General features: G+C 35.8%; 15 protein-coding genes. 14 read left to right on the top strand and 1 reads right to left on the bottom strand.

All coding sequences use genetic code 11. The annotated features are described in order from the left end of the window. Positions 1-4: 4 nt before the first annotated feature. The 5 genes from CF599_RS06825 (at position 5) to CF599_RS06800 (ending at position 4533) form a co-directional block, all read left to right on the top strand. Positions 5-631 carry a hypothetical protein gene (locus CF599_RS06825; protein WP_121965290.1) on the top strand — a complete coding sequence of 209 codons (627 nt, stop codon included), beginning with the start codon at positions 5-7 and terminating at the stop codon, positions 629-631. Positions 632-797: 166 nt separating this feature from the next. Then, positions 798-1202 carry a DUF2262 domain-containing protein gene (locus CF599_RS06820; protein WP_121965289.1) on the top strand — a complete coding sequence of 135 codons (405 nt, stop codon included), beginning with the start codon at positions 798-800 and terminating at the stop codon, positions 1200-1202. A 117-nt stretch (positions 1203-1319) separates the two neighbouring features. Next, positions 1320-2363, top strand: coding sequence for a hypothetical protein (locus tag CF599_RS06815; protein WP_121965288.1), 1044 nt, complete (start codon positions 1320-1322; stop codon positions 2361-2363). Between the two features lie 75 nt (positions 2364-2438). Beyond that, entirely contained in the window at positions 2439-3830 is a 1392-nt protein-coding gene (locus CF599_RS06810; RefSeq protein ID WP_121965287.1) for an aminopeptidase P family protein, read from the top strand. A 235-nt stretch (positions 3831-4065) separates the two neighbouring features. Then, positions 4066-4533 (top strand): hypothetical protein, encoded by a 468-nt coding sequence (locus CF599_RS06800; RefSeq protein ID WP_254050252.1) that lies wholly within the window; start codon positions 4066-4068, stop codon positions 4531-4533. 36 nt (positions 4534-4569) lie between these two features. Here the strand turns inward: CF599_RS06800 and CF599_RS06795 are convergent, their stop codons facing one another. After that, positions 4570-4740 (bottom strand): hypothetical protein, encoded by a 171-nt coding sequence (locus CF599_RS06795; RefSeq protein ID WP_254050251.1) that lies wholly within the window; start codon positions 4738-4740, stop codon positions 4570-4572. Positions 4741-5455: 715 nt separating this feature from the next. Here CF599_RS06795 and CF599_RS06790 point away from each other — a divergent pair. The 9 genes from CF599_RS06790 (at position 5456) to hisIE (ending at position 14132) form a co-directional block, all read left to right on the top strand. Further along, a complete protein-coding gene (locus CF599_RS06790) occupies positions 5456-6682 on the top strand; it encodes a DUF6051 family protein (protein ID WP_121965285.1) in 1227 nt (408 codons plus the stop codon). Between the two features lie 543 nt (positions 6683-7225). Then, a complete protein-coding gene (gene hisG / locus CF599_RS06780; protein ID WP_121965284.1) occupies positions 7226-8083 on the top strand; it encodes an ATP phosphoribosyltransferase in 858 nt (285 codons plus the stop codon). Positions 8084-8098: 15 nt separating this feature from the next. Further along, positions 8099-9391: a histidinol dehydrogenase gene (hisD, locus tag CF599_RS06775; protein WP_121965283.1), complete on the top strand. Its 1293-nt coding sequence runs from the start codon at positions 8099-8101 to the stop codon at positions 9389-9391. Next, positions 9381-10445 carry a histidinol-phosphate transaminase gene (gene hisC, locus CF599_RS06770; protein ID WP_121965282.1) on the top strand — a complete coding sequence of 355 codons (1065 nt, stop codon included), beginning with the start codon at positions 9381-9383 and terminating at the stop codon, positions 10443-10445. The genes hisD and hisC overlap by 11 nt, the downstream gene beginning before the upstream one ends. Then, positions 10417-11508: a bifunctional histidinol-phosphatase/imidazoleglycerol-phosphate dehydratase HisB gene (gene hisB, locus CF599_RS06765; RefSeq protein ID WP_121965281.1), complete on the top strand. Its 1092-nt coding sequence runs from the start codon at positions 10417-10419 to the stop codon at positions 11506-11508. Before hisC ends, hisB begins: the two co-directional genes overlap by 29 nt. After that, positions 11505-12083: an imidazole glycerol phosphate synthase subunit HisH gene (hisH, locus tag CF599_RS06760; protein WP_121965280.1), complete on the top strand. Its 579-nt coding sequence runs from the start codon at positions 11505-11507 to the stop codon at positions 12081-12083. The genes hisB and hisH overlap by 4 nt, the downstream gene beginning before the upstream one ends. After that, positions 12080-12793, top strand: a complete 714-nt coding sequence (gene hisA / locus CF599_RS06755) for a 1-(5-phosphoribosyl)-5-[(5-phosphoribosylamino)methylideneamino]imidazole-4-carboxamide isomerase (protein WP_121965279.1) — start codon at positions 12080-12082, stop codon at positions 12791-12793. The genes hisH and hisA overlap by 4 nt, the downstream gene beginning before the upstream one ends. Beyond that, positions 12787-13539, top strand: coding sequence for an imidazole glycerol phosphate synthase subunit HisF (hisF, locus tag CF599_RS06750; RefSeq protein ID WP_121965278.1), 753 nt, complete (start codon positions 12787-12789; stop codon positions 13537-13539). The genes hisA and hisF overlap by 7 nt, the downstream gene beginning before the upstream one ends. Beyond that, on the top strand, positions 13536-14132 hold the full coding sequence (hisIE, locus tag CF599_RS06745; protein WP_121965277.1) for a bifunctional phosphoribosyl-AMP cyclohydrolase/phosphoribosyl-ATP diphosphatase HisIE: 597 nt from the start codon (positions 13536-13538) through the stop codon (positions 14130-14132). Before hisF ends, hisIE begins: the two co-directional genes overlap by 4 nt. Positions 14133-14182 lie beyond the last annotated feature (50 nt).

Below are 14182 nucleotides of genomic sequence, written 5' to 3'. Positions count from 1 at the left end.
AAATATGAAACAAACTATATTAGATAGAATAAAGGCTTTAGGTGGTGATATTAGTCAAGTAAAAGGGAAGTCTTTAGCTGAGGATTTAATAGCTATTAGATTTAGTACTGTACTATATCCAAAACCTGAAGATACGCCTTGGGCAGAGGCTGATGATCAAGAGCCAATTTATGGAATAGGAGAGTATGTCGATGGGCATCAAGAGTTGATTGCTACTGATAGACAGGCATTCTTTAATAAGATGATCGCTGACTATTATGTAGATACTGAAGAAGGAAGAGGACAAGTATTTTGGACAGCGCTGCCCTTCACACCTTATAAAGAAGGAACTGAGGATTATGAGGAGTGGAGTAGTGATTTTCTATGTGAAGATGAGGTAGATTTTAGCGAGGTAACTAAAGCTACAGGATTAAAGCATCCTGATATGATTCAGTTGTTTTTTAGTTATGGTTTTCCAGATCATTATTATATTTGTGTTGAAGATCCTAATCAAGAGAATCCCACTCTATTTGGTACAGACCACGAAGTATTCTTTAGAGAAGTGACTAATGAAGGGAGTTTAGAAGAGTTTATGAATACGTTTATGACTCCTGACGAATTAATAGAAATAATAGATAAAGTATTACCTTAAATCTGCAACCACCATTTACTGCAAATAAATTCTACTTTACATAGCTTCAATTAGCTCTAAAACCACACTACAGTGTGCTTTAATCACTAATTTTGCTCTGTTTTGTATAATTCATTTATCGTTTAAATGTTATCTGCAAATTTAAGGTATTAAGCAAACAATAGATATGAAATTAACAGCACAAGATTTTAAGGCGTCTGAGTATGACGAAGAGACATTAGAAATGGAATATACTCTAGGTAACGAGGAGATAAACATTTCATTATACAATGGCAATGACGAGTTAGAAGAGATTCTAAAAGATATAAATGACGTAGTGAGTCAATTAGAGAAGTATGCTGAAGAAGGAAAGAATATCATCGTAGAAGAGCTTTATGACGTTTATAGTGAAAAGAATGAGGGACTGACAGAAGATACTTTTAGAGAAGAGTTAAGCCTGTTGTCTTTATATTTTACAGGAGATACAGAGGTAGAGTTCACCTATGAGGGAGGAGAATACTTCGGAGGGCATTTCTTATCAATAGAGATGGCTGATGGAGAGTTTGAGTCTCACGTAGCTATGAATGGATAGTAGTATAAATTTTTATATAAAAGGCTTGAGGAGTAATCTTCAAGCCTTTTGTTTTTATAGACAGCAGTATATAACTTCTTTTTATGTTACTTTGTACTTGTAATAAACATGTACATTATGAAAGTATCAGAGTTAATCGCTTCTGTTAGTCCAAAAGATAAGAATAAAGCCCTAAAGTTACCTGTGAGAGAATTAGAACAAGAGAGTAAAGGGCATTATGTTGCTTTCGTTGATGAAGGAGAGTTAAGTCATGATGTGCAATTGTTTATGCAGGCTTCTAAAGTAACAGAGGTTGTCTGTGACTGTGCTAATGCTGCGAATCTATGTGTGCATAAAGTAGCTGTACTCTTAGCAATGGAAGGAAATAAAACGACGTCTAAAACCAAAGTTGCTTCTATAACGACTAAGAAAAAGAAGAAGTTAACAGAAACGGAAGAGGTAATGTTACGCATGGATAAGGATGCTATTGCGAATTGGTTAACGGAGGTATTTAAAAAGAATAAACCCTTGGAACAGTTATTCTTACTAACATTTTCTACTGAAGAAAAACAATATACTACAGCGCAAGTACAGGAGATGATGGAGCAGACTATTAAGTCTGTAGCAGGACGTAGAAAAACGTTAGAAGGAGCTAATGTCAAGAAGTTAATGGACTTAATGGCTATCGCTTTAGAGCCTGTGAATCATTATGTAACAGTGAGCCTTAATAAGCCAATTGGACATGAGATATTTGCAACTGTGATAGAAACTATGAATGCTTTTGAAAGACGTATTCGTACCTATAGTAAGAAGATAGAGCTATTCTATGAGGATTATGTCAATTGGTTTGCTTTGACTATTAACAATATTCAGGATAGAACTGTGTGGGAAGAGGTTATTAAAAGAGCTATTTACATAACGTTTGAACATGTTATTGTCAAAGATGTTGAAGGTAGAACATATAATGACGATGTAATAAAAGCGGTGTATCACAATGGTACTAAAGAGCAAAAAGTATTTATTGCTAATGAGTTAGTACGTTCTATTAAAAGCATTAATGTGAAGCGCAATATGTTTGATTTTACCTATGTGTTGTTTTTAAAAGAAGTAGCATTAGATCAAGGGATTTATGATCAAGTGCAAGAGTTCTTTACTATTGACATTTATAACAACAGATTTTAGAAAGTAAAATCTAACTAAAAATAGGAGAATATATTAGACAAAGTTGTTACCTTGGGAGGATAAAACAACAAGACTATGTTTAGTACAGAAACTTATAAGAAAAGAAGAGAATCTCTTCAAAAAAATATACAAGCAAAGGGAATATTATTATTCTTTGGAAACATTGAGAATCCAATAAACTTTGCGGACAATGCTTCACATTTTAGACAGGATAGTACCTTTTTATACTACTTCGGTATTCAAGAACCTCACTTAGCTGCGATTATCGACTTGGATGAAAACAAGACGATAGTGTTCGGTGATGAGATGTCTATGGATGCTATCGTATGGATGGGGCGCCAAGAGACTTTAAAAGCGAAATGTGAAAAAGCGGGAGTAGTGGAAACGAGATCTTATGCTGATTTAGCTATTTATTTGGCTACAGCAATGAGTGTTAAAAGAACAATTCATTACTTACCACCTTACCAATCATTCAACAAGATTTTACTAAGCGAATTACTACATATCTCTATTGCTGACTTTAAACCATCTGTGCTTATGATACAAGCTATCGTAGCACAGCGTGAAATTAAAGAAGCTCAAGAAATAATGCAGATAGAGGACGCTTTAAAAGTGTCTAATGAAATGCACTTGCTAGCGATGCGTATGGCGAAGCCCGGTGTAAAAGAGTATGAAATAGTGAGTGCTATTCAGAATGTAGCAGGAAGTCATAACTGTGAGTTAGCTTATAATTCTATTGTGACAGTAAATGGGGGTATCTTACATAATCACTATAAGATGAATACCTTAGAGTCAGGAAGATTGTTACTAAATGATTCAGGATGTGAGACAGCGATGGGGTATGCTTCTGACTTAACACGTACGTATCCTGTAGATAAGACTTTTACTCCGGAGCAAAGAGATTTGTATAACGTAGTATTAAACTCTTTTGAGGGAGCTAAAGCAGAGCTTAAAGCAGGTGTGAAGTATAAAAACGTACACTTAAAAGCCTGTGAGATATTGGCAGAGGGATTAATCGACTTAGGATTTATGAAAGGGAATGCACAGGATGCAGTCGCTAATCACGCGCATACGATGTTCTTTCAGTGTGGATTAGGACATATGATGGGGCTTGATGTACACGATATGGAAGATTTAGGAGAGCAGTATGTAGGATATACATTAGATGACCCTAAGGATACTAAGCAGTTTGGAGTTAAATCATTGCGATTAGGTAAAGAGTTAAAAGCAGGGCATGTTCTAACAGTGGAGCCGGGTATTTACTTTATTCCTGAGTTAATCGAGATGTGGGATGCAGAGAAGAAGTATGCAGAGTTTATTAACTATGATAAAGTGAAACAATTCGCTCACTTCGGAGGTATTCGTATAGAAGACAACTTCTTGATTAAAGAAGATGGTTATCAATATTTAGGACCTGAATTAATAAGAACAGTTGCCGAAATAGAAGACTATAAAGCTAAATACTAAGAAGCTATAATTTTATTTAATAAAGAGCCAATAAGTTATTAGAACTTATTGGCTCTTTTTAATCTAAAATCAGTGATAGACATATAAACAAAAAGTAATTATATAAGATAACTCTAAACTTATGAAAAAAGCATACAATAGTATGGTTTTAGAAGAAGTGAAAGAGGTATGAAGTAGAATTTCTTTGTAGTATTTGGCTAATGCTGATTCTGGGTTTAAAGTAAACACGAAAATAATGAAAATAGATCAGACTACTGGAAGTGTGCTTTTAGAGGAATTCAATTGTACTATTCACAAAGGGATGAAGTTAGATGAGCTTAAAGAAACAGATTTTTATAAAGCTAATTTTTCTAGTTTTAGAGATGTGAAGACAGGTTATTTTTGGTATGGGTTTAATCATTTTGTTTGGGAAGGGTACCATGTGTATTTTAACCTATGTTTTTTTGGTGATTCCCTTGAGAGTATGTATTTAGGCACTTGGGAACCAACGGATACTACATCTTGGGATGATTGGACAGAAAAGAGCGAGATGAAAGTGTTCGAACGCAACAATGCGTTTATGTGCAAGCTATCAGGAGAGAAAGGAAATAAAAGTAAAGACCCCTATCCACGATGGAATGCTATTTATGAATGGGGAACTTTATGGTCTGTGTATGACCCTAGGAGTGCAAGTAGTATATCAGGTTTGTCTTATAATAAATAGAAGAAAAGTAATAAGTAAAATAGAACTGTTTCTATTTTACTTACTACTTCTTAAAGCCTCTAAATGTTTTATCGGGTCAAAATCTTTTACAATACCACTATCCAAACCCTCTTGAATGGCTTTCTGTAGTCTTTCAACTTTTTTTTCTTCTGTAAGCAATGCAGGTTTTACCTGTATAACCTCTTTATTCTCTTTGTACTTAGTCATCACTTTTACGATTTTTTCAAAGTTACTATTACTATGTTGTTTTAATGTAAAATAGCTGTAATGTTTTTAAAAAGAATGCTTTATAGCATTGAAATCATCTTAACTTTATTAGTTTATGGCAACTTAAATTCAAAAAGACAAGGGTGTAGTAAAATATTATATTTTTAATATGTATATTTGTAAAGTATTGAAAATTAGTGTTCAATAGTTTTTTTGACCAATCTTCTAGGTCAGTTTATATAAAATTTCCGCAATTTATTTTTAGAGCTATATAAAAGGCATCTTTATGCGATCTTGGTTTGGGTGAGTCCATAGTGAGTCCATTATGAGTCCATAGTGAGTCCATTAAAAAGGCTTTTTTAATGGAGTCATTATGCACTTACAATGCTGTCAGTATACATTCATACAAATGCAGATAGTAACAACTTTAGCAGAAGCTATTAATAAGGTGGTTTTGGAGTGGGATAGAGTAAAAAATATTTAATTCTTATGAGTTAGGATCACTGATTTCTAATGAAATAGGCATTAGAATATGAGGCAAATTTACGAAATTAAATTGAATGTAGGAGAATGAGGTTGATCTAAAATCAAGATAACTTCAGTAAATAAACATAGTTGTCTATTTCTGGTACTTTTTGTGTAATAATATTGAACGCTTTTGCGTTAATACTATGCATACATAGTATCTTTATATAAACCTATTAACTAGCCAATTATGCATTACTATCAACTACACGAACAGTTAAAGAACTTATTTCATACTGAAGGAGATTATCTAAAAAGTGAGGAGTTAGGTATTGAACTGTTTAAATATGACTTTGAATCTACACAAGCAGCTAATGTATTATGTGGATCGGATACATTGCATTGTGATATACATAATGAGGATTTTGAAGATACTTATAGTAAGTTGACCACAGATACAGATCATTTGCTTGATATCTCAGATTATGGTGTCAGTGAAAATAAGAAGTTTAAGGTTATTATATTGAAAACACTTACTGAAGAGGTTTCTACAGATGTTATAGTGATGTTTCATGGGCTTAATGAGAAGAAGTGGGATAAGTACTTGCCGTGGGCTTATGAGCTTGCTAAACGCACTAACAAAGCCATTGTACTCTTTCCAATTAGTTTTCACATGGACAGGGCACCATTAGAGTGGTCTGACCGTAAGCTAATGTTTGAAGTTGCACAACAAAGAGCTAAACACTGGCAAGAGAATTCTGATACGAGTTATGTGAATGCAGCATTGAGTACGCGTATGGAAGCTAATCCACAGCGTATGTTTTGGTCAGGATTACAGACGTATTATGACTTTGTACAATGGGATAAAGAGTTGAGAGAAGGGAAATTTTCTTGTGTATCTCCTTCAGCTAACATTGATTTATTTGGTTATTCTATTGGTTCTTTTTTGGCGATTATCCTATTGATGGCTAATCCTAATGGGATATTGGCTAAAGCTAAATTAGTGTGTTTCTGTGGTGGGATGACTATAGACCGTATGTTCCCTGTATCGAAGTATATTATGGATGGTAAAGCAACTATCGCTATGCAAAAAGTCTTTGCTCAACTATTGACTACTAAATTTATAGCAGAACCTAGAATTCATCATTATCAATCAAGTGAGTTACATCCTGGTGAGAGTTGGTTTAAAACGATGCTGAGGTATAATCACTATCAAGAAGAACGCGAAGCTCGTCTAAAAGAATTAGAAAATCAGATCTATTCAGTTAATCTTAAAGAAGATGAAGTAGCACCTGCTGTAGAAGCTTTAAATATGCTAAAAGGACCCTATAGAGATGTGCCTATTGGGGTAGATATATTAGATTATCCTTTTGCATATAGTCATATGGTGCCTTTTCCTTTAACTACTAAAAACGCAGAAGAAGTAGATACTCATTTTAATCTTACGATGGCTAAGATGGCTAATTTTTATTTGTAAAAGAGTGTATTTAACCCAGATTAGGCATTAGCCAAATACTACAAAGCAATTCTACTTCATAGCTCTTTCATTAGCTCTAAAACCATACTATAGTATGCTTGTGTCACTAATTCAAACCTATCTTGTATAATTACTTTTCGTTTATATGTCTATCGCCTAATTTGGGTTAAAGCGAGAAATGTTAAAATATTTTACTGATTTTAAAATACAGTAAATCCCTCGTATTCATTGGGTTTTAGAACAGTTGTTGTTGGTCAATGTTTGAAAAGTGTAAGAAATAAATAAAAATAATTTGTCGAGTGTATGAAATTTATATATACATTTGACTTATCAAATAAACAAAAAAAGACATGTATCTAAGTCAATTACATCATCACCATCATTCTACTTGTACTCTTACGAGCTGGTAATGATTTGATGTATTTGAAACAAAAATATCTAATTATCCCGTTTGAGTAAATCAGACGGGATTTTTTGTTTTTAGGCATATAGCTATTTGATACTTCCTATCGATTTACTCGAGCATTTTAATCTTAAAATATCATGAGTAAATTAAAAATTGCAATCCAAAAAAGCGGACGTTTAAGCGAGAAATCATTAGAATTATTAAAAGAATGTGGAATTAAGTTTCCTAATGGTGGCGGTAAACTTATCGCTGAAAGTAAGAACTTCCCGATAGAAGTACTGTTCTTACGTGATGATGATGTGACTAAGTATGTTGAACAACAAGTTGCTGATATCGGTATCGTAGGAGAGAATGTATTCTTAGAAGCGAATCTTCCTGTCACTATTCTAGAATACTTAGGTTTCGGTAGCTGTCGTTTGAGTTTAGCTGTTTCTAAAGAAGTTGACTACCAAGGCATCAATTACTTTGAAGGCAAAAAGATTGCTACTTCATATCCTTTCGTTTTAGAAAAATACTTAAAAGAACAGGGCATCAATGCTACCATAGAGTTTATCTCAGGAAGTGTGGAGATAGCACCGAGTATCGGCCTTGCGAACGGAGTGTGTGATATCGTGAGTAGTGGTTCTACGTTAATGTCTAATGGGCTTAAAGAAGTACAAAAAGTCTTAGATAGTCAAGCTGTTCTGATCAGTAATACGTCTTTAAGTCAAGAGAAACAAGCCTTATTAGACAAGCTGTTATTCCGTATTAAATCTGTACTTAATGCCAAGGAACGCAAGTATATCTTACTTAACGCTCCTAATGATAAACTTGACCAAATCATCTCTATACTACCTGGGATGAAGAGCCCTACTATCTTACCTCTTGCTGATGAGGGATGGAGTAGCCTACACTCTGTTATCCAAGAAGACCAATTCTGGGATATCATAGATGAGTTAAAGACTCTTGGCGCTGAGGGAATCTTAGTTGCTCCTATCGAAAAGATGATTTACTAAAAACAGAACAGACAAATGATTACAATATATAAACCAACCAAAGAAGAATGGAGAGGACTTACTAAACGTCCTATTATCGCAACAGAGAGTTTAAACGAAAGTGTAAGCACTGTTCTGAAGCAAGTAAAAGACAGAGGTGATGTAGCGATTCAGAACTATACATCTCTATTTGATGGGGTGCAGTTAACGGACTTTAGAGTCAGTGAGCAAGAGATAAAAGAGGCAACTGAACTTGTTAGCACAGAGATAAAAGAGGCTATAGCAGTAGCCGCTAATAACATCAAGAAGTTTCACCAATCTCAATTAAAAACAGAAGAAAAGGTAGAAACGACTGCAGGGGTAAGTTGCTGGAGAAAAAGTGTAGGGATAGAGAAGGTGGGGCTTTATATACCTGGAGGGACAGCACCTTTATTCTCAACGTTGTTAATGTTAGGGATACCTGCTCAGTTAGCAGGGTGTAAGCAGTTAGTACTGTGTACTCCGTGTAATAAAGAAGGTAAAGTAAATGAGGTGATTCTCTATGCTGCCAAGTATCTAGGGATAGATACTATCTTTAAGATAGGGGGAGCACAGGCGATAGCTGCGATGGCTTATGGCACAGAGACTGTACCACAAGTGTATAAGATATTTGGTCCTGGTAATCAATATGTGATGAAAGCAAAAGAATTAGTACAGACACAGGGAGTAGCCATAGATATGCCTGCAGGACCTAGTGAAGTATTAGTGATAGCAGATGCTCAGGCAGATGCAGACTATATAGCTGCTGATTTATTATCACAGGCAGAGCACGGTACAGATAGTCAAGTAGTATTTGTGACTACGTCTAAGCAGAAGATAGCAGAAGTCTCAGAAGCACTTGATAATCAGTTGAAGGATTTGCCTCGTAGAGACTTAGCCGCTCAGACACTAAATAATAGTTTGATGATAGAGCTACCTACATTAGAAGACTGTATTGCCTTTAGTAATGAGTATGCTCCTGAGCACTTGATCTTAAATATAGACAATGCAGAATTATATATAGATCAGATTATTAACGCAGGATCTGTGTTCTTAGGTGCCTATTCGTGCGAAAGTGCAGGGGATTATGCAAGTGGAACAAATCACACTTTACCGACTAATGGATATGCCAAAAGTTATAGTGGGGTATCTGTAGATAGTTTTGTCAAGAAGATAACATTCCAAAAACTAACAGCTCAAGGACTGAAAAACATTGGTAAAACAATAGAAGTAATGGCAGAAGCAGAGCAGTTAATCGCTCATAAAAATGCAGTTAGTATTCGCCTAAAAAAGATGAACGATGAGCAGTAGTATAAATATCTCAGAATTAGTGAGAACAAATATAGCTAAGCTGTCACCATATACTAGTGCTCGTGATGAGTATAAGGGAGATAAAGGGGTGTTCTTAGATGCTAATGAGAATCCGTATGGTACAGTGAATCGCTATCCTGATCCTTATCAATGTGAATTAAAACAAGTGATTAGCGAGATAAAAGGAGGTGATGCTGGGCAGTTATTCTTAGGCAATGGAAGTGATGAAGCGATTGATTTGGCTTACCGCATATTCTGTGAACCCAATAAAGATAAAGCTATTGTGTTCACACCTACCTATGGAATGTATGAGGTCTATGCTAATATCAATGCTGTGGAGTTAATCACACTTCCTTTAGATAAGGTGTTTCAGATAGAAGAGGGGTTAGTAGATCCTTATTTGACAGATGAGAATGTAAAGCTAATGTTTATCTGTTCTCCTAATAATCCGACAGGAAACTTGATAAAGAGAGAGACAATCATTAGGCTATTAAATCAGTTTAAGGGAATGGTTATCGTAGATGAGGCTTATATAGATTTTAGCAGTGAGTCATCTTGGCTAGAAGAGTTAACACAATATAAGAACTTAATCATCTTACAGACCTTGTCTAAAGGATGGGGAATGGCAGGGCTTCGCATAGGGATGGCGTGGATGAATGAGGAAGTGTTATATTACTTTAATAAGGTGAAGTCTCCTTATAATCTGAGTATTATCAATCAGCAAGAGGCAATTAAACTCTTGCAAGATAAAACAGGGTTTGAGCAGAGAATAGCAGTGTTATTAAGTGAGAAAGAGAGAATGATAAAGGAACTAAGTTCGCTGTCTATGACTCGATTTATCTATCCTTCTGAAGCGAATTATCTCTTAGTAGAGTTTGATCAAGCAGATAAGTTGTACCAAGAGTTAATAGAGAAGCAGATTATCGTAAGGAACAGAAGTAAAGTAGTACCTAATACCCTGCGTATATCAATAGGTCAGCCTGAAGAGAATACCCAATTATTAACAGCACTAAAAGCAATACAACGTGAAAAAGAAAGTATTATTTATAGATAGAGATGGAACGATAATCAAAGAGCCTGAAGACTTTCAGATCGATAGTTTTGAGAAGTTAGTGTTCTTGCCTAAAGTTATTTCGAGTTTAGCTAAGATAGCGAGAGAACTTGATTATACCCTAGTGTTAGTGAGTAATCAAGACGGATTAGGGACGAGTTCTTTTCCTGAAGAGACTTTCTGGCCTGTACAAAACTTCATTTTAAACACTTTAGCAGATGAGGGAGTAGTATTCACAGATATTTATGTAGATGATTCTTTTGACTATGAGAATAAACCTACTCGCAAACCTGGTTTAGGGATGTTAGGGAAGTATGTGTATGGAGAGTATGATTTGGCTAATTCGTATGTGTTAGGTGATCGTCAGACGGATATACAACTGGCAGAAAACTTAGGAAGCAAAGTTATTTATATCAATGAGGTAGCAGATGAGCGTGCAGCACTTAGCACAATGGATTGGGAAGATATCTACCAATTCTTAAAACAACAGCCTCGTGTTGGTAAAGAATACAGAAAGACAAATGAGACTGTCATAGATGTAGAAGTTGACTTAGATAATCCTAAGAAGTGCAGTATTAATACAGGATTAGGGTTCTTTGATCATATGTTAGAGCAGGTCAATAGACACGGTAATATAGGGTTAGAGATAGAGGTGAAAGGAGACTTACAAGTAGATGAACACCACACGATAGAGGATACAGCTATTGCATTAGGGACGGCGTTTAAACGAGCATTAGGCAATAAGAAAGGGATAGAGAGATATGGTTTTTTACTTCCGATGGATGAGTGTCTAGCGCAGGTAGCTATTGACTTCGGAGGGAGAGCTTGGCTAGTATGGGAAGCGGAGTTTAAGAGAGAGAAAGTAGGGGATATGCCTACTGAGATGTTCTATCACTTCTTTAAGTCGTTCTCAGATGCAGCGAGTTGTAATCTGAATATTAAGGTAGAGGGTGACAACGAGCACCACAAGATAGAATCTATTTTTAAAGCCTTTGCGAAGGCAATAAAGATGGCGGTTAATAAGACAGAGAATTACAACATACCGAGTACAAAGGGAATCTTATGATAGCGATTTTAAAATATAATGCAGGTAATGTACAGTCAGTACAGAACGCTATACAGCGATTAGGATATGAGACTGTGGTCACGGATGATGTCACGGTGTTAGAAGCTGCTGATAAGGTTATCTTTCCCGGAGTAGGTGAAGCATCATCTGCTATAACTTACCTTAAAGATAAGGGCTTAGACAAGGTTATTATTGGATTAAAACAACCAGTATTAGGGATTTGTTTAGGTATGCAACTTTTGTGCAATTATAGTGAGGAAGGAGATGTAGCAGGACTAGGAGTTTTTGACAATGAAGTAAAGCTGTTTCCTGCAGAGGATATTGTACCACAGATGGGATGGAATAACTTTAGTCAGTTAGAAGGACCGTTGTTTAAGGGGATAAAAGAGAGTGATGACTTCTACTATGTACACAGTTATTACGCTACGTTAGGAGGGAGTACTATAGCAGTGAATGACTATATCTTACCCTTCTCTGCAGCACTGAATAAAGACAACTTCTATGCTGTACAGTTTCACCCTGAGAAGTCAGGTATAGTAGGCGAATTATTACTTAAAAACTTTTTAGAATTATGAGAATCATACCCGCAATAGATATAATAGGAGGACAGTGTGTTCGCTTATCAAAAGGAGATTATAACACGTCTAAAGTGTATAATACTAATCCTGTGGAAGTGGCTAAGCAGTTTGAAGATGCCGGAATTAAGTACTTGCACATTGTAGATCTAGACGGAGCGAAGTCTAATCAAATCATCAATGCAAAGGTATTAGAGCAGATCGCTACGCAGACTAATCTGCAGATAGACTTCGGTGGAGGGATTAAGAGTGTAGCAGATATTAATACAGCGTTTAGCAGTGGAGCGAAGCAAGTAACAGTAGGTAGTATAGCGGCTACGAAACCTGAGTTATTCTTAGAGTGGTTAGGGAAATATGGGAGTGATAAGGTAATCTTAGGTGCTGACTGTAAGCAACGCAAGATTATGACTCAGGGGTGGTTAGACTCTGCTGATACAGATGTTTTAGAATTTATACAAATGTATGAGCAAAAAGGCGTGAAGTATACGATAGTGACTGATATCGAAAAAGATGGTATGCTAAACGGACCTGCTATCGAATTATACAAAGAGATAATAGGGAATAGCAAGGTAAAGCTTATCGCTAGTGGTGGATTAACTACTGTAGAGGAGTTATATACATTAAAGGATATCGGCTGTGAAGGAGTGATAATCGGTAAGGCTATTTACGAAGGAAGAATCACCTTAAAAGAGTTGAGTGAGTTATGCTAAAAAAGAGAATAATAGCCTGTATGGATATACAGGATGGAGAGGTAGTAAAAGGGATTAACTTCGTCGATATAAAACGAGCAGGAGACCCTATAGCTTTAGCTCAACGCTATGTAGTAGAAGGAGCAGATGAGTTAGTCTTTCTAGATATTACAGCCACGATAGAAAATAGAAAAACACTAATCAACTTAGTGAATACGATAGCAAGTGAAATCAATATACCCTTCACGGTAGGAGGTGGGATTAGCACTAGAGAACAGGCAGTAGATTTAGTGAGAGCAGGAGCTGATAAAGTAAGTGTTAACTCAGCAGCTATTAAACGACCTGAGTTGGTTCGGGAGATAGCAGAGGTCTTGGGAAGTCAGTGTGCAGTAGTGGCTATAGATACGAAGTATGAGGATGGTGAGTGGTGGGTTTATAGTGCTGGTGGACGTATAAAAACAGAATTAAAGACTGTCGATTGGGCTCGTCAAGTGGCGGTACTAGGAGCAGGAGAGATATTATTAACTTCGATGAATAATGATGGAACTAAAGCGGGCTTCGCTATAGATATTACTGCTGAGGTAGCAAGGCAAGTGAATATCCCTGTTATCGCTTCTGGTGGTGCAGGTAGTATAGAGCACTTCGAAGAGGTATTTACACAGACTAAGGCTACAGGCGCATTAGCAGCAAGTATCTTTCACTATGGAGAAGTTAGCATACCAAAATTAAAGCAAGCACTAAAAACGAATAACATTAATGTAAGATGAGATTAGATATAGATTTTAATAAAGGAAATGGACTAGTACCTGTCATTATCCAAGATAAGGACTCGATGCAGGTATTAATGCAAGGGTATATGAATGAGGAAGCCTACCAAAAGACAATACTAGAAGGCAAGGTAACTTTCTTTAGTCGCACTAAGAATAGATTATGGACGAAGGGAGAAACTTCAGGTAACTATTTATTAGTAAAAGAGATTAAGACGGACTGTGATCAAGATTGTCTATTGATACAAGTGGAAGCTATCGGAGCTACTTGTCACACAGGGAGTACTTCTTGTTTTGGAGAAACTTCTGATAAGGGTTTTGTCTATTCATTAGAACAAATCATTCACGATCGAATAGATAATAATATAGAGTCGTCATATACCAATCAACTTTTTAAAAGAGGAATTAATAAAGTAGCCCAAAAAGTAGGAGAGGAAGCAGTGGAAGTAGTTATCGAAGCAAAAGATGATAACGATGACCTCTTTAAAAATGAGGCTGCAGATTTATTATATCACTATTTGATCTTGTTAAAAGCTAAGGGGTTTGTGTTGAGTGATATAGAGTCTGTGCTAAAAGAAAGACACCTTAAATAAATACCCAAATACCTGATGATATATTGTATTGCCTGACATTCGGATATTTC

Source organism: Myroides sp. N17-2, assembly GCF_002286775.1.
Taxonomy (GTDB): Bacteria; Bacteroidota; Bacteroidia; order Flavobacteriales; family Flavobacteriaceae; genus Flavobacterium.
Note: the sequence above shows the minus strand (reverse complement) of the source record. Positions and strands in the feature narration are given on the sequence as shown.

Excerpts from the sequence above, each read along its gene's own strand:
- hisA (WP_121965279.1), top strand. The coding sequence starts at position 12,080 with ATGAGAATCATACCCGCAATAGATATAATAGGAGGACAGTGTGTTCGC.
- CF599_RS06810 (WP_121965287.1), top strand. The coding sequence starts at position 2,439 with ATGTTTAGTACAGAAACTTATAAGAAAAGAAGAGAATCTCTTCAAAAA.
- hisG (WP_121965284.1), top strand. The coding sequence starts at position 7,226 with ATGAGTAAATTAAAAATTGCAATCCAAAAAAGCGGACGTTTAAGCGAG.
- CF599_RS06800 (WP_254050252.1), top strand. The coding sequence starts at position 4,066 with ATGAAAATAGATCAGACTACTGGAAGTGTGCTTTTAGAGGAATTCAAT.
- hisF (WP_121965278.1), top strand. The coding sequence starts at position 12,787 with ATGCTAAAAAAGAGAATAATAGCCTGTATGGATATACAGGATGGAGAG.
- hisIE (WP_121965277.1), top strand. The coding sequence starts at position 13,536 with ATGAGATTAGATATAGATTTTAATAAAGGAAATGGACTAGTACCTGTC.
- hisC (WP_121965282.1), top strand. The coding sequence starts at position 9,381 with ATGAGCAGTAGTATAAATATCTCAGAATTAGTGAGAACAAATATAGCT.
- CF599_RS06825 (WP_121965290.1), top strand. The coding sequence starts at position 5 with ATGAAACAAACTATATTAGATAGAATAAAGGCTTTAGGTGGTGATATT.
- CF599_RS06820 (WP_121965289.1), top strand. The coding sequence starts at position 798 with ATGAAATTAACAGCACAAGATTTTAAGGCGTCTGAGTATGACGAAGAG.
- CF599_RS06790 (WP_121965285.1), top strand. The coding sequence starts at position 5,456 with ATGCATTACTATCAACTACACGAACAGTTAAAGAACTTATTTCATACT.
- hisD (WP_121965283.1), top strand. The coding sequence starts at position 8,099 with ATGATTACAATATATAAACCAACCAAAGAAGAATGGAGAGGACTTACT.
- CF599_RS06795 (WP_254050251.1), bottom strand. The coding sequence starts at position 4,740 with ATGACTAAGTACAAAGAGAATAAAGAGGTTATACAGGTAAAACCTGCA.
- CF599_RS06815 (WP_121965288.1), top strand. The coding sequence starts at position 1,320 with ATGAAAGTATCAGAGTTAATCGCTTCTGTTAGTCCAAAAGATAAGAAT.
- hisH (WP_121965280.1), top strand. The coding sequence starts at position 11,505 with ATGATAGCGATTTTAAAATATAATGCAGGTAATGTACAGTCAGTACAG.